Annotated in this window: 13 protein-coding genes; 9 read left to right on the top strand and 4 right to left on the bottom strand. The window is 71.3% G+C overall.

Annotated elements, in window-relative coordinates:
- Nucleotides 1–51: 51 nt before the first annotated feature.
- Nucleotides 52–3,204: an AAA family ATPase gene (locus OG520_RS11785; RefSeq protein WP_406013136.1), complete on the top strand. Its 3,153-nt coding sequence runs from the start codon at nucleotides 52–54 to the stop codon at nucleotides 3,202–3,204.
- 34 nt (nucleotides 3,205–3,238) lie between these two features.
- On the opposite strand, the gene OG520_RS11780 is transcribed toward OG520_RS11785, so the two are convergent.
- The 3 genes from OG520_RS11780 to OG520_RS11770 form a co-directional block, all read right to left on the bottom strand.
- The gene (locus OG520_RS11780; RefSeq protein WP_406013135.1) at nucleotides 3,239–3,499 is read right to left on the bottom strand and encodes a DUF6191 domain-containing protein; all 261 of its coding nucleotides are present in this window, start codon (nucleotides 3,497–3,499) and stop codon (nucleotides 3,239–3,241) included.
- Nucleotides 3,500–3,521: 22 nt separating this feature from the next.
- On the bottom strand, nucleotides 3,522–4,682 hold the full coding sequence (locus tag OG520_RS11775; RefSeq protein ID WP_406016465.1) for a PQQ-dependent sugar dehydrogenase: 1,161 nt from the start codon (nucleotides 4,680–4,682) through the stop codon (nucleotides 3,522–3,524).
- Nucleotides 4,683–4,872: 190 nt separating this feature from the next.
- Nucleotides 4,873–5,829 carry an aldo/keto reductase gene (locus OG520_RS11770; RefSeq protein WP_406016464.1) on the bottom strand — a complete coding sequence of 319 codons (957 nt, stop codon included), beginning with the start codon at nucleotides 5,827–5,829 and terminating at the stop codon, nucleotides 4,873–4,875.
- Nucleotides 5,830–5,997: 168 nt separating this feature from the next.
- Here OG520_RS11770 and OG520_RS11765 point away from each other — a divergent pair, with 168 nt between their 5' ends.
- The 7 genes from OG520_RS11765 (at nucleotide 5,998) to OG520_RS11735 (ending at nucleotide 16,402) form a co-directional block, all read left to right on the top strand.
- Entirely contained in the window at nucleotides 5,998–6,966 is a 969-nt protein-coding gene (locus OG520_RS11765; RefSeq protein ID WP_406013134.1) for a 2-hydroxyacid dehydrogenase, read from the top strand.
- Nucleotides 6,967–7,242: 276 nt separating this feature from the next.
- A complete protein-coding gene (locus OG520_RS11760; protein WP_399334499.1) occupies nucleotides 7,243–10,077 on the top strand; it encodes a putative bifunctional diguanylate cyclase/phosphodiesterase in 2,835 nt (944 codons plus the stop codon).
- A 216-nt stretch (nucleotides 10,078–10,293) separates the two neighbouring features.
- The gene (locus OG520_RS11755) at nucleotides 10,294–12,165 is read left to right on the top strand and encodes an acetolactate synthase large subunit (RefSeq protein ID WP_406013133.1); all 1,872 of its coding nucleotides are present in this window, start codon (nucleotides 10,294–10,296) and stop codon (nucleotides 12,163–12,165) included.
- A gap of 21 nt (nucleotides 12,166–12,186) precedes the next feature.
- Nucleotides 12,187–12,714, top strand: coding sequence for an acetolactate synthase small subunit (gene ilvN, locus OG520_RS11750; protein WP_406013132.1), 528 nt, complete (start codon nucleotides 12,187–12,189; stop codon nucleotides 12,712–12,714).
- 101 nt (nucleotides 12,715–12,815) lie between these two features.
- Nucleotides 12,816–13,817, top strand: a complete 1,002-nt coding sequence (gene ilvC, locus OG520_RS11745) for a ketol-acid reductoisomerase (RefSeq protein WP_406013131.1) — start codon at nucleotides 12,816–12,818, stop codon at nucleotides 13,815–13,817.
- Nucleotides 13,818–14,092: 275 nt separating this feature from the next.
- Nucleotides 14,093–15,685 carry a phosphoglycerate dehydrogenase gene (serA, locus tag OG520_RS11740; RefSeq protein WP_406013130.1) on the top strand — a complete coding sequence of 531 codons (1,593 nt, stop codon included), beginning with the start codon at nucleotides 14,093–14,095 and terminating at the stop codon, nucleotides 15,683–15,685.
- Between the two features lie 78 nt (nucleotides 15,686–15,763).
- A complete protein-coding gene (locus tag OG520_RS11735) occupies nucleotides 15,764–16,402 on the top strand; it encodes a TetR/AcrR family transcriptional regulator (RefSeq protein WP_406013129.1) in 639 nt (212 codons plus the stop codon).
- Between the two features lie 178 nt (nucleotides 16,403–16,580).
- Here OG520_RS11735 and OG520_RS11730 read toward each other — a convergent pair whose 3' ends face one another.
- Entirely contained in the window at nucleotides 16,581–17,723 is a 1,143-nt protein-coding gene (locus OG520_RS11730; protein ID WP_406013128.1) for a PucR family transcriptional regulator, read from the bottom strand.
- A gap of 179 nt (nucleotides 17,724–17,902) precedes the next feature.
- On the opposite strand from OG520_RS11730, the gene OG520_RS11725 reads away from it, so the two are divergent.
- Nucleotides 17,903–18,883 carry a proline dehydrogenase family protein gene (locus OG520_RS11725; protein WP_406013127.1) on the top strand — a complete coding sequence of 327 codons (981 nt, stop codon included), beginning with the start codon at nucleotides 17,903–17,905 and terminating at the stop codon, nucleotides 18,881–18,883.
- The last annotated feature ends 23 nt before the right edge of the window (nucleotides 18,884–18,906 follow it).

Below are 18,906 nucleotides of genomic sequence, written 5' to 3'. Positions count from 1 at the left end.
CCGGGGCCCGGCGTTTCTGGTCCGGGGCCCGCGCGGCCGGACCCGTATGCGATGCTCGGCGACGTGGAAACCAGGTCCGTCAGTCCCGTGTTCGTCGGCCGCGAGGGCGAGTTCGCCTCGCTCGTCGACGCGCTCGCCCGCGCCTGCGCGGAGGGCGCCGACGGATCGGGCGGGGCCGGCGCGCCGGGCGAGCCGCAGGCGCTGCTCATCGGCGGTGAGGCGGGGGTCGGCAAGACCCGGCTGGTCGAGGAATTCCTCGCGGCGGCGGTGCGCCGGGACGCGGTCGTCGCCGTCGGCGGCTGTGTCGAGGTCGGCGCCGACGGCCTGCCCTACGCCCCGTTCTCCACCGCGCTGCGGGCCCTGCGCCGCACTCTGCCCGAGGAGGTCGCCGCGGCCTGCGCCGGGCAGGAGGGCGAGCTGGCCCGGCTGCTTCCCGAACTCGGCGAGGCCGACCGGGACGCGACCGACGAGCACAGCACCGCCCGCCTCTTCGAGCTCACCGCCCGACTCCTGGAACGCATCTCGGCCGGGCGCGCCGTCGTCCTCGTCCTCGAAGACCTGCACTGGGCCGACGCCTCCACCCGTCACCTCCTCGCCTATCTCTTCCGTACCGTGCGCAACGGCCGCCTCGTGGTGATCGGCACCTACCGCTCCGACGACATCCACCGCCGCCACCCGCTGCGCCCCCTCCTCGCCGAACTGGACCGGCTGCGTACCGTCCGCCGGATCGAACTCGCCCGCTTCAACCGCGCCGAGGTCCACCGCCAGCTCACCGGAATCCTCGCCGCCACCCCCGAGGCCGCCCTGGTGGACGAGATCTTCGAACGCTCCGACGGCAACGCCTTCTTCGTCGAGGAACTCGCCTGCAGCCTGGAGAGCGGTGACCACTCCCGGCTCTCCGACTCGCTGCGCGACCTCCTGCTCGTACGCGTCGAAGCGCTGCCCGACAACGCCCAGCGGATCGCCCGGATCGTCGCCGAGGGCGGCTCCACCGTCGAGTACGGACTGCTGGCCGCGGTCGCCCGGCTGACCGAGGACGAACTCATCGAGGCGCTGCGGGCGGCCGTCGGCGCCAACCTGCTGCTCACCACCCCGGAGGGCAACGGCTACCGCTTCCGGCACTCCCTGGTCCGCGAGGCCGTCAGCGACGACCTGCTGCCCGGCGAGCGCTCCCGGCTCAACCGGCGCTACGCACAGGCCCTGGAGACCGACCCCACCCTCGTCCGCGCCGGAGAGCGCGCCACCCGCCTCGCCAGCTACTGGTACGGCGCGCACGATGCCGCCAAGGCGCTGCCCGCCGTGCTGAAGGCCTCCGTCGAGGCCCGCCGCCGCTACGCCTTCTCCGAACAGCTCCGCCTGCTGGAACGGGCGATGGAACTGTGGGACGACGCCCCCGACGACGTACGCCGCACCCTGCGCCCCATCGACTACGCCGAGAGCTACCCGGCCTGCGGCTGCGACCCCGACACCCCCCCGCTGCGCTATCTCGACCTGATGGCCGAGGCCACCGTCGCCGCCCGGTTCGGCGGGGAACGCGAACGCGCCCTGGCCATCGCCAAGAAGGCCATGCGGGTCCTGGAGGGCGAGGACGACCCGTTGCGCGCCGCCTGGTTCTGGGTGCAGCGCTCCCGGCTGATGCAGGACCTCACCCGCGGCGACGGCCGCGAGGAACTGGCCACCGCCCAGGAGCTCGTCCGGGGCCTGCCCCCGTCCGCCGTGCACGCCGACGTCCTGATGAGTGCGGCGGGATGGGGCGCCCTGCACCGTCCCGGCGCCGAGACACTGCTCGCCGCCGACCGGGCGGTGGAGTACGCCAGGCTCGTCGGCGACGAGTACATCGAGCTGCACGCCCGGCTCACCCGCGGCTGGCTCACCGCCGAGGCGGGCGGCGTCGACGAGGGCATCGCCGAGATGTACGCCGTCCGCGACCGCGCCGACGAGCTGCACCTGGTCGGCATCATGAGCCGGGCCGGCATCAACCTCCCCTCCACCCTCGAATCCATGGGCCGCTCCCTGGAGGCCGTGGCCGCCGCGGACCACGGCATCGAGATCAGCCGCAGCCACGGCATCGCCGACATGGAGGCCTGGGTCCGCTGCAACCGGGCGACCTCGCTGTTCTCCCTGGGGCACTGGGACGAGAGCCGGGCCACCACCGACGCGGCGGCCCGCGCCGCCAGATCCGGCAAGGCGCAGGGACTCGTGGCCTCGCGCCGTACCGAACTGGCCCTGGCCCGGGGCGACCTGGCCGAAGCAGAGATGCAACTCGCCCTGACCCGGCGCAGTTTCGGATCCCGTGACCCGCAGCCCCAGCATGTGATCGCCCCCGCACGCCATGCCATGGCCCTCGCCGCGCAGCAGGGCCGGCTCGCCGAGGCACGGGCCGAGTTCGAGGCCCGGTCGGAGCAGGGCTTCCCGCCCGGCACCCAGCGGTACGCCCTGCCGCTGCTGCACGTCGCGGCCGCAGCCGAGGCCGACGCCAGGGGCCTGCCCGCCGCCGACCCCGGCCGGCCGGCGATTCTCGCCGCCATCCGCAGCCACCTGAAGCGGTTGCCGACGCTCGTCCCCGTCTGGGCCGCCCACGGTCTCCTGATCGATGCCGAGCTCGCCAGGGCCGAGGGCCTCGACACCCCCGGCGACTGGTCCCGCGCGGCCGCCGCCTTCGCGCCGCTGCACCGCCCGTACGAGCTGGCCCAGATCCAGCACCGCTGGGCGGAGGCCCTCCTCGTCGCCGCGGGCGACCGGGCCACGGTCACCGCCCTGCTGCGCGAGGCCCACGGCACCACCGTGCGGCTCGGCGCGCGCCCGCTGACCGAGACCATCGAGCTGCTGGCCGGCCGCGCCCGCATCGCCCTCGCCGCCCCGGACCGCGGAGCCGCACACGAGATCCCGGCCGCCGTCACCGTCCCCGCCGAGGACGGCACCGGCGACGAGGCCACGGACCGGGAGAGGACCGAGGACCGTCTGCGCGAGGCGGCCGCGGCCGCGGTGGAGTCCTTCGGGCTGACACGGCGCGAACAGGATGTGCACCGGCTGGTCGCCGCCGGCCACACCAACCGCAGGATCGCCGAGGAACTCTACATATCGCCCAAGACCGCGAGCGTGCACGTATCCAGCATCCTCGCCAAGCTCGGCGTCTCCAGCCGCGGCGAGGCGGCAGCCCTCGCCCACCGGCTCCGCCTGTACCCCGCCGGGAACGCCACCTGACCGGGACCGGCCGAATCCGGCCCGCCCCGCTCACTCACGACCGAGCGTCCGGGGCGTCCGCTTCCGGGGCCGCTTCCTGGTCGGGCCCCCGGTCCGCGTCCGTGTCCGTGTTCTCGTCGGTGCCCGCGCCGGACGCCCTGACGACGACCTTCCCGGAGGCCAGGTCTATCGGCCCGCGCCCCGGGTCGCCGACGCCGAGATCCACCCGGGTCAGCTCCAGCCGCTTCTGTTCCTCGGCGGCATGCTTGCGGCCCGGTGCGAAGAGTTCCTCGAAGAAGTTGAACACCGGCCGCACGCCCCTTCACCTGCTGTAGCCGCTACCGCACCGCCAGCACCAGGATCCTGTCGTCTCCCGGCTTCGGGGTGCCACGGGTGTCCGTATTGCTCGTGACGAGCCAGAGCTTGTCGCCGCCCGCGGCTAGCACGGTGCGCAGACGGCCGTACTTTCCTTCCAGGAACGACTGCGGGGCCGCGAGAGGTTCCTTGCCGGCCTCGCCGGACAGCGGAATCCGCCAGAGCCGCTCGCCGCGCAGGCCCGCCATCCAGATCGAACCCTTGACGAAGGCGATCCCGCTCGGGGACGCCTCGGACGTCTTCCACTGTGCCACGGGATCGATGAAGCCCTTCTTCCCCGCCCTGCCCTCGGCCTCCGGCCAGCCGTAGTTCCCGCCCGGCACGATCCGGTTCAGCTCGTCCCAGGTGTCCTGCCCGAATTCGGAGGCCCACAGCTGCTGCTGCCCGTCCCAGGCCAGCCCCTGCACATTGCGGTGGCCGTACGAATACACCACGGAGTCGGCCGCCGGATTGCCGTGCAGCGGCTGCCCGTCCGGGGTCATCCGCAGGATCTTGCCGGCCAGCGACTTCTTGTCCTGGGCGAGGCCGTCGTCGCCCGTCTCGCCGGTGCCCGCGTACAGCATGTGGTCCGGGCCGAAGGCGATCCGCCCGCCGTTGTGGATCGACCCCTTGGGGATGCCGCGCAGGATCGTGTCCGGCGCGCCCAGCAGCCGGCCGGGCACCGTGCCGTTCTCGTCGTACTGCATCCGGGCGATGCGGTTGTCGGACTCGGTCGTGAAGTACGCGTACACCAGATGGTCCGTGCCGTACGTGGGGGAGACCGCGATCCCCAGCAGTCCGCCCTCACCGGCGGGCGACACCCCGGGCACCGCGCCCAGCAGGGTCTTCCTGCCGGTCTTCCCGTCGATCCGGGTGATCGTGCCCTTGTCGCGGGAGGAGACCAGCAGATCGCCGCCGGGCAGCGCCGCCAGCCCCCAGGGCGAGTCCAGCCCCTCGGTGAGCGTCGACACCACCCTCACCGAGCCCTTCGCGGGCGGCAGGGACGGCGAGGCGGACGGGGCCGGGGCGGCGGGGGAGGAGCGGGAGACCGGCGGCGTGCTCCCGACGCCCGCCGTGCTGCCGGAGCCGCCGTCCGGGGAACACCCCGCGGTCAGCACCAACGAGCCGACGGCCAGCGCTGCCACCGTCCCGCGGCGCAGGGCCCGACGCGGGCCCCGGGGCCCGGCGGGGCCCCGTACAGATCCGAACAGAACTCCGCGCACAGCACCGATCCCTTCGACGGCCACCTGACTACTGTTCTTACACCGCGGTACCGCCCCGGGGTTCCCGATACCCGCCGATTCTGCCGACCGGTGTCCACCGGCGGGGCGGATCTCAGTCCCAGGACCCCCGCGCCCCGGGCAGTCCGGCGATCTCCGCCAGATCCCGCGCGGTCAGGGCCAGCCCGGCCGCCCCCGCGTTCTCCACCGCCCACTGCTCCCGCTTGGTCCCCGGCACCGGCACCACATGCGGCCCCTGCCGCAGCACCCAGGCCAGCGCCACCTGCGCGGCGGTCGCCCCGTGCCGCTCGGCGATCCGCCGCAGCCCCACGACCACCGGCTGGTTCGCCGCCATCATCTCCGCCGTGAACCGGGGATGCCGGGCGCGCAGATCCTCCGGCTCGAAGCCCTGTCCCGGCGTCAGCGTGCCCGTCAGATAGCCGTTCCCGAGCGGCATCGCCGCGAGCAGCCCGACACCCCGCGCCGAGCACCACGGAAGCAACGACTCCAGCGCCTCCGGCGACCAGACCGAGAGCTCCGCCTGCACCGCGCTCACCGGGAATACCTGCTGCACCCGCTCCAGCTGACGGATCGTTTCGTCGTACATCCGGGAACCCGATCGGCGCGAAGCCCGCGCCCCGATCGCGCAGAGCCCGAGCGCCCGCACCTTTCCGGCGGTCACCAGCTCCGCCAGCGCGCCCCAGGTCTCCTCGATCGGCACCTCGGGGTCGGCCCGGTGCAGCTGGTACAGGTCGATCACATCGGTCTGCAGCCGGCGCAACGAGGCGTCGCAGGCCCGCCGCACATAGCCGGGGCGGCCATTGGCCACGATGTGCTGATCACCCACCAGCAGTCCGCACTTGGTGGAGACGAACGCGTCCGACCTGCGGCCCTTCAGCGCCCGCCCCACCAGCAGCTCATTGGTGAACGGGCCGTACATATCGGCCGTGTCGAGCAGTTGGACGCCCGCGTCGAGTGCGGCGTGCACCGTGCGCAACGCGCGGTCACCGCGCTGCTGCGACGCGCTGTACGCCCAGCTCATCGGCATGCAGCCGAGACCGACCGCCCCCACGGCGAGCGCCGCCGCACCGAGACTCCTGCGCTCCAACTCCCCGACCCTCCCCAGGCCCCGCCGTCGAACCGGGCCCATGCCCCGCCGTCACGGGACCGCACCGCACCCCAAAGTAACCTCTGCCGCCCGCCCGGCCTCGCACGGCCTCCGCCGATTAGCCTCCTGACCATGACTTCGACCAGCACTCCCGACGTGACGAAGACGCCCGACGTATGGCTGCCGTTCCCGGCCGACGAGATCGAAGGTCTTCCCGAGGGGCTCAACTACCGGCTCTGGGACGGCGAACCGGACTACCCCGCCGACCCCGCCGACTGCGCCTTCTACGCCGTGCCGTACATGAAGGGCGCCGAGGTCTCCGTACGTCCGCTCGGCGGCATGGCGGTCGTCCAGGTCGTGCAGACACTCACCGCGGGCATCGACCACGTCGAGCCCGGACTCGGTCTGCTGCCGGACGGGGTGCTGGTCTGCAATGCCAAGGGGGTCCACGAGGCGTCCACCGCGGAGCTCGCCCTCACCCTGATCCTCTCCTCCCTGCGCGGCGTTCCCGGATTCGTCCACGGCCAGGACAAGGAGGAGTGGCGGTCCGGCTTCTACCCCGCGCTCGCCGACAAGTCCGTGCTGATCGTGGGGTACGGATCGATCGGCGCCGCCGTCGAGGACCGGCTCGCACCCTTCGAGTGCGCCCGGGTGGCGCGCGTCGCGCGCTCCGCGAGGAGCACCGTACGCGGCCCCGTACACACGCTCGACGACCTGCCGGCGCTGCTGCCCGAGGCCGATGTCGTCGTGCTGTCCACCCCGCTGAATCCGTCCACACAGGGGCTGGTCGGGGCGGAGTTCCTCGCCGCGATGCCGGACGGGTCGCTGCTCGTGAACGTGGCGCGGGGCGGCGTCGTCGACACCGGCGCGCTGCTGCGCGAACTCGAGTCCGGCCGGCTGCGGGCCGCCCTCGACGTCACCGACCCGGAACCGCTGCCCGCCGGCCACCCGCTCTGGCATGCTCCGAACGTCCTGATCACTCCTCACGTGGGCGGCAGCACGTCGGCCTTCCTGCCGCGGGCCAAGCGTCTGCTGGCCGGACAGCTGCGCCGGTTCGCCGCGGGAGAGCCGGTCCGGAACGTGGTACGCACCATCGGCTGACCACGCTGCGGAGGCCCTCGGTCGCACACCGTTCCGGACAACTCTCCAGGTCGTCACGGAGAGTAGAGGAACTATGTCCCTGCGTGACGAGTCTGGTGTATCGTCCCGAAAGGGGCGCTGCGCCGTGGAAGGGAAGGCGCCGGGGAGGACGCGACACGCGAGGGGGCGACGGGCGATGTACGGCCGATGGGCGCATGATCCGACACCACCGGACAGCCGACGGGGACCGGCGGGACGCCGGGTGCGAGCGCACCCGACGACACCGGGGGCGCCCCGGTGAGCGCGCCGGCCGACGCGCTCGGGGCGCTCCTCTCCCGGAGGACGGCCGTGGGCGGCACGTCCGCGCTGGTCTGGCAGATCCTTCTCGGCATCGTCTGGGCCGGTTATGCCGCGGGGGCGGCCTTCGGCTGGGGCTCGCCGCAACTGGCGCTCGTCATGGGGGATTTCGGGCTCAGTGCGGCGGCGCTGATCGCCGCCGTCTCCTGCTACCGCTACGCGCGGGCCGGCAGCAGCCGGTTCCGGCCCGCCTGGCTGCTGTTCTCGCTCTCCTCGTTCATGGCCTCCGCGGGCAACGGGGTCTGGGGCTGGTACGAGGTCGTGCTCGGGCTCCCGGTGCCCACCCCCTCCCTGGCCGACGTCTTCTTCCTCTGCTTCGCACCGCCCGCCATCGTCGGGCTGCTGGTCCTCGCCAAGCGCCCCGTCACCAGGGCCGGCTGGCTCTGCCTCGCGCTGGACTCATGGCTGATCGGCGGATCGCTCCTCACGCTCTCCTGGAGCCTCGCCCTCGCCCACACCGCGCATCTGGTGGACGCCGAGGGCGTGAGCGTGGCCCGCGCGGCGCTCGCGCTGGCCTATCCGCTGCTCGACATCGTGCTGGTCTCCATGGTGCTGGCCCTGCACTTCCGGCGGTCCAACGTCAACCGCTCCGCGGTGAACACCGCCGTCGCCGCGCTCGCCCTGACGGTCCTGTCCGACGCCCTGTTCACCTCACCGCTGCTGCGCCAGACCTACCACTCCGGCCAGATGCTGGACGCGGGCTGGTTCGCCGGCTCGCTGCTCCTCGCGTACGCCCCCTGGGGCGCGAACAGGGCCGCGGACAACGCTTTCCCGCCGCGCGGCGCGCCTCCCACCAGCCGCCCCATCGCGGGATCGCTGGCCGCGCTGACGCCCTATCTCGCCGCCGCCGTCTGCACCCTCGGCATTCTCTACAGCGCCATCGAGGGCCGCCGGGTGGACCGCGTCGTGATCTTCACCGGCTGCACGGTGGTGCTCGCCCTGGTCGTCCGGCAGGGCATCATGCTCGTCGACAACATCGCCCTCACCCAGGAACTGGCGCAGAAGGAGAACCACTTCCGCTCCCTGGTGCAGGGCTCCAGCGACGTGATCATGATCGCCGCCCCCACCGGTGTGCTGCGCTACGTCAGCCCCGCCGCGGCCGGGGTCTACGGGCGCGAGGCCGACGACCTGGTGGGCGCCGAGCTCGCCTCGATCATCCATCCCGAGGACCTGGGGCGGGTGGTCCACGAGGTGCGCCGGTTTCTCGCCGCCCCGCCGAGCGAGGAGCCCACCACCCGGATCGAGTGCCGCTTCAGGTCCGGTACGGGCGACTGGCTCAATGTCGAATCCACGGTCAACCGCCATCAGGGCGGGCTGATCCTCAACAGCCGCGATGTGACCGAACGGGTCCGGCTGCAGGCCCAGTTGCAGCACAACGCCGAGCACGACCCGCTCACCGACCTGCCCAACCGGGCCCTGTTCACCAAACGGGTCCGCCAGGCCCTCGGCGGCCGCCGCTCCGGCGACTCCGGCACCGCCGTGCTCTTCATCGACCTCGACGGCTTCAAGGCGGTCAACGACCGCCTCGGCCACCAGGCGGGCGACGAGCTCCTCGTCCAGGCCGCCCGCCGCCTCCAGGAATCCGTCCGGGCGGGTGACACCGCGGCCCGACTCGGCGGCGACGAATTCGCGACGATCATCCTCGGCGACGGCACCCGCGACCAGCCCGCCCGGGAGTGCCAGGTGCACGAGATCGCCGACCGGCTGCGCCTCACCCTCGCTCAGCCGTACCGGATCGGCAGCGGCGAGGTCCGGGTCGCCGCGTCCATCGGGGTCGCCTTCGCCGAGCCCGGCATCACCCCCAGCGACCTCATGCGCAACGCCGACCTCGCCATGTACCGCGCCAAGGCGGGCGGCAAGGACCGCGTCGAGCTGTATGCCCCGCAGATGCAGGCCGATGTGGTGCGCCGCTCCGAGCTGGCGACCCGGCTGCGCACCGCCCTGCGCGACGGCGAGTTCGCCCTGCTCCACCAGCCCGTCGTGCATCTCGCCAGCGGCACGGTCGCCGCCGTCGCCGCCCAGGCCCGCTGGCGCTCCGCCCAGGGCATCCTGTTCACCCCGGCCGAGTTCCTCCGCGTCGCCGAGGACAGCGACCGCACCGCCGAGCTGGGCCGCTGGCTCCTCGAAGAGGCCGTCGAGCAGGCCGCCGACCGGGCCAGGGCCGGACACCCGGTCTCCGTCGCCGTGCGCCTCTCCGCCCGCCGGCTCCTCGACAAGGGGATGCCGTTCGGCTCCGTCGAGGCGCTGCTGACCCGGCACAGCCTGCCCTCCGGGGCGCTGATGATCGAGGTCGCCGACAGCGACCCCCGGATCTCCTTCGACGAACTGGAGCAGCGTCTCGTGGCCCTGCGCCGCATCGGTGTCCGCATCGCGCTCGACGGCTTCGGCAGCGGCTACGCCGCGATCAACGCCCTGCGCCGGCTCCCCATCGACGTACTCAAGCTGGACCGCGGTCTGGTCGAGGGCGTGGTGGAGTCCGCCCGGCTGCACAAGATCACCAGCGGCCTCCTGCGGATCGCCTGCGACCTCGGCATGCAGTCCGTGGCCGACGGCGTCGACGTACCGGAGCAGGTCCTCGCGCTGCGCGCCATGGGCTGCACGCACGGCCAGGGAATGGCCTTCTCCGGGCCGCTCGACGAGTACCGGCTGCGCCGCGCCCTGGACCGCGGCGAGTTCCCGGTGCCCGGCAGCGCCATGGCTCAGCCGGTCCTGACCGGTGGCTCGATTCCCCTCCTCAGCGGCTCACATGTTGAGACGCCCATCCCACCCACTTGACACGTCGAGTGCGTCGGAGAGAGGGTCATTGCCATGCGCACCCGAATTCTCGTACTTGGAAAGCGCGTCGGCTGAAGCAGAGTCCTCCCAGGCACTCTGCAGACCGCACCGACGCGCTCCCCTCGCTTGCCTCACGGCACGAGGGGTTTTTTGTTGCACCGGCACCACGCAAACTGTTGCAAAACACCCGCAGAAACCCTCAGCTTCGAGAAGAGAATGCCGATGACCGAGCAGGCCACCGGGGCCCACCATCCCCAGCCGCGGGCCCGTAACGGCGGATCGAACGCCGCCACCGTTGAGCACGTCACGGGCGCGCAGTCCCTCATCCGCTCCCTCGAGGAGGTGGGGGCCGACACGGTATTCGGCATTCCCGGCGGCGCCATCCTTCCGGCGTACGACCCGATGATGGACTCCACCCGGGTCCGCCACGTGCTGGTCCGCCACGAGCAGGGCGCCGGGCACGCGGCCACCGGCTACGCGCAGGCCACCGGCAAGGTCGGCGTCTGCATGGCGACCTCGGGGCCCGGCGCCACCAACCTGGTCACCCCGATCGCCGACGCCCACATGGACTCCGTCCCGCTGGTCGCGATCACCGGCCAGGTCGCCTCCAAGGCGATCGGTACGGACGCCTTCCAGGAAGCCGACATCTGCGGCATCACCATGCCGGTCACCAAGCACAACTTCCTGGTCACCAAGGCCGAGGACATCCCGCACACGATCGCCGAGGCCTTCCACATCGCCTCCACCGGCCGTCCGGGACCGGTCCTCGTCGACATCGCCAAGGACGCCCTCCAGGCGCAGACCACGTTCAGCTGGCCGCCGACCCTGGACCTGCCCGGCTACCGCCCGGTCACCAAGCCGCACGCCAAGCAGATCCGCGAAGCCGCCAGGCTGATCACCCAGGCCAAGCGGCCGGTGCTGTACGTCGGCGGCGGCGTCATCAAGGCGGGGGCCACCGCCGAACTGAAGGTCCTCGCAGAGCTCACCGGAGCGCCCGTCACCACCACGCTGATGGCGCTCGGCGCATTCCCCGACAGCCACCGGCTGCACGTCGGAATGCCGGGCATGCACGGTGCGGTCACCGCCGTCACCGCGCTGCAGAAGGCCGACCTGATCGTCGCCCTCGGAGCCCGCTTCGACGACCGCGTCACCGGCAAGCTGGACAGCTTCGCCCCGTACGCCAAGATCGTCCACGCCGACATCGACCCCGCCGAGATCGGCAAGAACCGCGCGGCCGACGTCCCGATCGTCGGGGACGCCCGCGAGGTCCTGGCCGACCTGGTCCAGGCCGTCCAGTCCGAGCACACCGAGGGCCATGTCGGCGAGGCCGCCCGAACGGGATATTCAGCCTGGTGGAAGGACCTCAACCGCTGGCGCGACACCTACCCGCTCGGCTACGACCTGCCCGAGGACGGCAGCCTCTCGCCGCAGCAGGTCATCCAGCGCATCGGACAGCTCGCCCCCGAGGGCACGATCTTCGCGGCGGGCGTCGGCCAGCACCAGATGTGGGCCTCGCACTTCATCCAGTACGAGCAGCCCGCCACCTGGCTGAACTCCGGCGGCGCCGGAACGATGGGGTACGCGGTCCCGGCCGCGATGGGCGCCAAGGCCGGCATGCCGGACCGTACCGTCTGGGCGATCGACGGCGACGGCTGCTTCCAGATGACCAACCAGGAACTCACCACCTGCGCGCTCAACAACATCCCGATCAAGGTCGCGATCATCAACAACGGCGCGCTCGGGATGGTCCGCCAGTGGCAGACCCTGTTCTACAACCAGCGGTACTCCAACACCGTGCTGCACTCCGGCGCGGACACCGAGGGAGTCCCGGCGAAGGGCACCCGCGTCCCGGACTTCGTCAAGCTGTCCGAGGCCATGGGCTGCTACGCGATCCGCTGCGAGGACCCGGCCGACCTGGACAAGGTCATCGAAGAGGCCAACTCCATCAACGACCGCCCCGTCGTGGTGGACTTCATCGTCCACGAGGACGCCATGGTGTGGCCGATGGTCGCCGCAGGCACCTCCAACGACGAGGTCATGGCCGCCCGCGGGGTCCGTCCCGACTTCGGCGACAACGAAGACGACTGAGAGACAGAGAGAGACCGACTCATGTCCACCAAGCACACGCTCTCCGTCCTGGTCGAGAACAAGCCCGGTGTCCTCGCCCGGATCACCGCCCTGTTCTCCCGCCGCGGCTTCAACATCGACTCGCTCGCGGTCGGTACCACCGAACATCCCGACATCTCCCGCATCACCATCGTGGTGGGTGTCGAGGAGCTGCCCCTGGAGCAGGTGACCAAGCAGCTCAACAAGCTGGTCAACGTCCTGAAGATCGTCGAACTCGAGCACTCCGCTGCGATCCAGCGCGAACTCGTCCTGGTGAAGGTCCGCGCCGACAACGAGACCCGCTCCCAGATCGTCGAGATCGTCAAGCTGTTCCGCGCCAAGACCGTGGACGTCTCCCCGGAGGCCGTCACGATCGAGGCGACCGGCGGCGCCGACAAGCTGGAGGCCATGCTCAAGATGCTGGAGCAGTACGGCATCAAGGAGCTCGTCCAGTCCGGCACCATCGCCATAGGGCGCGGCGCGCGCTCGATCACCGACCGGTCGTTGCGCGCCCTCGACCGTACGGCCTAGCCGCCACCCCTCTCGCCGCTCGTATGGCGAGACCCGAAAACGTAATTGACGCACCCCGCCGTACGGTGGGACGCAACACCTGCACACCAAGGAGAGACCCAGTGGCCGAGCTGTTCTACGACGACGATGCCGACCTGTCCATCATCCAGGGCCGCAAGGTCGCGGTCATCGGTTACGGCAGCCAGGGCCACGCCCACGCGCTGTCGCTGCGCGACTCGGGTGTCGACGTCCGGGTCGGTCTGCACGAGGGCTCCAAGTCCAGGGCCAAGGCCGAGGAGCAGGGCCTGCGCGTGGTGACCCCGGCCGAGGCCGCCGCCGAGGCCGACGTCATCATGATCCTGGTCCCGGACCCGATCCAGGCCCAGGTCTACGAGGAGTCCATCAAGGACAACCTCAAGGACGGCGACGCGCTGTTCTTCGGCCACGGCCTGAACATCCGCTTCGACTTCATCAAGCCGCCGGCCGATGTGGATGTCTGCATGGTCGCGCCGAAGGGCCCGGGTCACCTGGTCCGTCGTCAGTACGAGGAGGGCCGCGGCGTTCCGTGCATCGTGGCCGTCGAGCAGGACCCCTCGGGCAACGGCCTGGCGCTCGCCCTGTCCTACGCGAAGGGCATCGGCGGCACCCGCGCCGGCGTCATCAGGACGACCTTCACCGAGGAGACCGAGACCGACCTGTTCGGTGAGCAGGCCGTCCTCTGCGGTGGCACCGCCGCCCTGGTCAAGGCCGGTTTCGAGACCCTGACCGAGGCCGGTTACCAGCCGGAGATCGCGTACTTCGAGTGCCTGCACGAGCTGAAGCTCATCGTGGACCTCATGTACGAGGGCGGTCTGGAGAAGATGCGCTGGTCCATCTCGGAGACCGCCGAGTGGGGCGACTACGTCACCGGCCCGCGGATCATCACCGACGCCACCAAGGCCGAGATGAAGAAGGTCCTCGCGGAGATCCAGGACGGCACCTTCGCCAAGAACTGGATGGCCGAGTACCACAACGGTCTGCCCAAGTACAACGAGTACAAGAAGGCCGACAGCGACCACCTCCTGGAGACCACCGGCCGCGAGCTGCGCAAGCTCATGAGCTGGGTCGACGACGAGGACGCGTAACACCGACGCCCCGGGGGGCGGGGTCCACGGATCCGTCCCCGGGGCGTTTGCCCGCTTCACCGCTGGAAGAGGCGGCGTCGTACGTGTGTACAAGTCGTCCACCCCCGTGTGGGTGATCCTTCCAACGGGGCGCAGTATGCGTCCTGGCGCATGACTACACTTCTCCACACATACACGCGTCAGGCCCACAGTGTCGTGCGTCTTCCACGCGGCAAGCCCCTCCACCGCCTGCGGCCGTCGGGACGGCCGTCCGCACTGGACCTGTGAGGACTCACGTGAGCTCGAAACCTGTCGTACTCATCGCTGAAGAGCTGTCGCCCGCCACGGTGGACGCGCTGGGCCCGGATTTCGACATCCGGCACTGCAACGGCGCGGACCGCGCCGAGCTCCTCCCCGCGATCACCGACGTCGACGCCATCCTGGTGCGCTCCGCCACCAAGGTCGACGCCGAGGCCATTGCCGCCGCGAAGAAGCTGAAGGTCGTCGCCCGCGCGGGCGTCGGTCTGGACAACGTCGACGTCTCCGCCGCCACCAAGGCCGGCGTGATGGTCGTCAACGCGCCGACCTCCAACATCGTCACCGCCGCCGAGCTGGCCTGCGGTCTGCTGGTCGCCACCGCGCGCAACATCCCGCAGGCCAACACCGCCCTCAAGAACGGCGAGTGGAAGCGCTCCAAGTACACCGGCGTCGAGCTCAGCGAGAAGACCCTCGGCGTCGTCGGCCTCGGCCGCATCGGCGTCCTGGTCGCGCAGCGCATGTCCGCCTTCGGCATGAAGATCGTCGCGTACGACCCCTATGTGCAGCCCGCGCGTGCCGCGCAGATGGGCGTCAAGCTCCTCACGCTGGACGAGCTGCTGGAGGTCGCCGACTTCATCACCGTGCACCTGCCCAAGACCCCCGAGACGCTCGGCCTGATCGGCGACGAGGCGCTGCACAAGGTGAAGCCCTCGGTCCGCATCGTCAACGCCGCGCGCGGCGGCATCGTCGACGAGGCGGCGCTCGCCTCCGCCCTCAAGGAGGGCCGCGTCGCCGGCGCCGGCCTCGACGTGTACGCGAAGGAGCCCTGCACGGACTCCCCGCTCTTCGAGTTCGACCAGGTCGTCTGCACCCCGCACCTCGGCGCCTCCACCGACGAGGCCCAGGAGAAGGCGGGCATCGCGGTCGCCAGGTCCGTGCGCCTGGCCCTCGCCGGTGAGCTCGTGCCGGACGCGGTCAACGTCCAGGGCGGCGTGATCGCCGAGGACGTGCGCCCGGGTCTGCCGCTCGCCGAGAAGCTCGGCCGGATCTTCACCGCGCTCGCGGGCGAGGTCGCGGTCCGCCTCGATGTCGAGGTGTACGGCGAGATCACCCAGCACGACGTCAAGGTGCTCGAACTCTCCGCGCTCAAGGGCGTCTTCGAGGACGTCGTCGACGAGACGGTGTCCTACGTCAACGCCCCGCTCTTCGCGCAGGAGCGCGGTGTCGAGGTCCGCCTCACCACCAGCTCCGAGTCGCCGGACCACCGCAATGTGGTCACCGTCCGCGGCACGCTCTCGGGCGGTGAGGAGGTCTCGGTCTCCGGCACGCTGGCCGGGCCCAAGAACCTCCAGAAGATCGTCGCCGTCGGCGAGTACGACGTGGACCTGGCGCTGGCCGACCACATGGTGGTGCTGCGTTACGACGACCGTCCCGGTGTCGTCGGCACGGTCGGCCGGATCCTCGGCGAGGCCGGTCTGAACATCGCGGGCATGCAGGTCTCGCGGACGGACGCGGGCGGCGAGGCGCTGGTCGTGCTCACCGTCGACGACGACGTCCCGGCCTCGGTGCTCGCCGAGATCTCCTCGGAGATCGGTGCCGCCTCGGCCCGCACGGTGAACCTGACCGACTGACGGTCGCGGCGGTTCCACGTACCCGGCATCTAGACGTGCGTCTTACACAGGCGTCTGCATGCCGGGTACGCTGCTGTCATGGGACACCGTGAGGATCTGCTCGAAGGCGCCAAGCGCTGCCTGCTGGAGAAGGGGTACGCCCGGACGACGGCACGCGACATCGTGGCCGCCTCCGGTACGAACCTCGCCTCCATCGGCTACCACTACGGCTCCAAGGAGGCCCTGCTCAACCTCGCCTTCCTCAAGGTGACGGAGGAGTGGGGCGATGTGCTCACCGAGAAGCCGGACGAGGGCGCGGACGCCGGCGAAGAGCCCCGGTCGCCGCTCGACCAGTTCCGTGACACCTGGCAGCGGGTGATCGACAGTTACCCGGAGACCCGGTCCGTCTGGCAGCTCCAGATGGAGGTCGTCTCCCGGATCGACAAGGACCCGGAGCTGCGGAAGGCCCTGATGGGCCCGCAGCGCGAGGGGCGCGACGGGCTCGCCGAGAACATGCTCGGCATCGACCCGGAGAAGGACCCGGAGAAGGCGCGGGTGGCCGGGCTGTTCTGTCAGGCCCTGCTCGCGGGCGTGATGGTCCAGTGGATGATGGACAGCGAATCCGCCCCGTCCGCACAGGACTTGACGGACGGTCTGAAAGTGATGCTGGAGGGCCGGGCGGACCGGCCCCAGGGTCTTTCGTTTGGATCAGGGCAGGACCCCGCGAGCCCGGCATGATCCAAACGAGAGGTCCTAAGGGCTGTCCCGTAATCCCTGGTGGATCAGCGTGCGGCGTCGGATGCGGTGCATCGCAAGGCGGAGGGACGCCCGAATACTGGGTGTATTCGGGCGTTCCGACAACGCGGCGAGGTGCCGTAGCTGTCGTCGCACGCCCGCCAGGATTACGGGACAGCCCTTAGCCCCCGAGCCGTGCGCCTTTGAGCGCCATGTGCAGCAGCAGCCGGTCCTCGCCGTCGTTCAGATCGAGGCCGGTGAGCTGCTGGATCCGGGAGAGCCGGTAGTAGAGCGTCTGGCGGTGGACGCCGAGGGCGGCGGCCGTCCGGGACGCCTGGCCCGCGCAGTCGAGGAACACCTCGGCGGTGCGGGCCAGATCCTTGTGCGGCGGGGTGAGCAGGGTACGGACCACGGGGTCGGCGGACGCCTCCGCGGGGAGCGCGGTCAGCAGCCGGTACGGCCCGATCGCCGACCACTCGACGACCGGGCCGAACCGCGACTCGGCCGTCGCCGCGCGGGCGGCGGCCACCGCCTCGTGCCAGGCGGCGGCCAGGTCCGCCAGTCCCCGGCGGGGCGCCGCGATCCCGGCGGTGGTGCCCCGGCCCGCGGCGGCACGCAGCCGGTCCGCGGCCAGGAGCGCCGGGTCGAGCACATCGGTGGAGCGCAGCCGGACCAGCGCGGCCAGGGAGGGAAGTCCCCCGGTCACGGGGACCGGGGCGAGCGCCGCCGTCGACGGCACCGTACGGACCGACGGCGGATCGTCCGGCCACGGGGCCACGCAGACCAGCGTGTGCAGCCCCTTCGCGTCCGGCCCCAGCGCCTCGTCCAGCGCGGCCACCGCCATGTCGCGCTGCCAGCCCCGCCCGGCGGTCAGGGCCGCGCCGAACTCCCGGGACAGGTCGGTGCCCGCCCGCGCCTCCTCGGAGAGCAGCGCCCCGATCCGGGCCGCCACCTCCATCGCCGCCTTCAGCTGTTCGCCGGTCGGCCCGGGGTCCGCGTCGAGCAGCCAGACGTAACCCAGCACGGCCCCCCGATGGCGTACCGGCAGACAGATCCGGCCCCGGAAGACCCCGGCCTCCGGGGCCGCCGGAATGCGGATCGGGCCGGTGGCGCGGGTGATGCCGAAGCCCTCGAACCAGGCGCGGACGGCGGGTGTGGAGCGGCGGGTCAGGATCGAGCGGGTGCGGACCGGGTCCATCGCGGTGTCGTCGTCGCTGTCATGGGCGCCGAAGGCGACCAGGCCGAAGTCCCGGTTCTCCAGCGTCGCGGGGGCGCCGAGCAGCCCGGAGATCTCGTCGACCAGCTCCTGGTAATCGCCCTTCACCCGGCCATTCTCGCACCCCTTCAGACATATGTCTGAGAACCGGGGAACGGATGCGTGACAGCTGTCGATGGCACAGGATCGGAGAGATCCTTAGATTTCACGGTGGTTCTCCGTGCTGTACCGGTCTGTTCCCCGATTTCCGGTATGGCCTTCGTTCGTACTTTCCGTGGAGGTGCCCCGTGCTGGGTCCCGTGATTCTCGCCGCGTCCCGCAGCGACAAGATGCGCCGTTTCATCTCGGCCGCACCTGGCACCAAGCAGGTCGTCGACCGGTTCATCGCCGGTGAGACCGTCGACCAGGTCGTCCCGATCATCGAGGACGCCGCCGACAAGGGCCTCGAAGTCACCCTCGACGTGGTGGGCGAGGACATCACCACCCCCGAGCAGGCCTCCGACGCCCGCGACGCCTACCTCGAACTGATCGGCCGCCTCAAGGACCTGGGCCTGGGCACCAAGGCCGAGATGTCCGTCAAGCTCTCCATGTTCGGCCAGTCCCTCCCGTCGCCCGCCGCCACCCTCGACGGAGAGCCCTCCGGGCTCTCTGCTCGATTCCCCGGCGGCCACGAGCTGGCGCTCGCCAATGTCCGCCCGGTCGTCGAGGCCGCCGCCGAGATCGGCACCACGGTCACGCTGGACGCCGAGGACCACACCACCCTCGACTCGATGTTCGCCATCCACGAGGAGCTGCGGAAGGACTACCCGCAGACCGGCTGTGTGATCCAGGCCTACCTGTTCCGCACCGAGGACGACGCCCGCCGCCTGGCCGCCGCCGGCAGCCGCGTCCGCCTCGTGAAGGGCGCCTACAAGGAGCCTGCCTCCGTCGCGTACCAGGACAAGGCCGAGATCGACAAGGCGTACGTCCGCATCCTGCGGACCCTCATGGAGGGCGCGGGCTACCCGATGATCGGGTCCCACGACCCCCGCCTGATCGCCATCGCCCAGGAGCTGGGCCGCAAGGCCGGGCGCAAACTGGACGAGTACGAGTTCCAGATGCTCTACGGCATCCGCAGCGACGAGCACCTCCGGCTCGCGGCCGAGGGCCACCGGATGCGCGTCTACACGGCGTACGGAACCGACTGGTACGGCTACTTCATGCGCCGCCTCGCGGAGAAGCCGGCGAACCTGCTGTTCTTCGGCCGCTCCATCCTCACCAAGGGCTGAGCCCCCCTCCACCTCTCTACCCA

Origin of the sequence: Streptomyces sp. NBC_00984, assembly GCF_045162475.1 — a bacterium.
In the GTDB taxonomy this organism is placed as follows: Bacteria; Actinomycetota; Actinomycetes; order Streptomycetales; family Streptomycetaceae; genus Streptomyces.
This window is presented reverse-complemented; position numbering and strand designations above follow the sequence as displayed.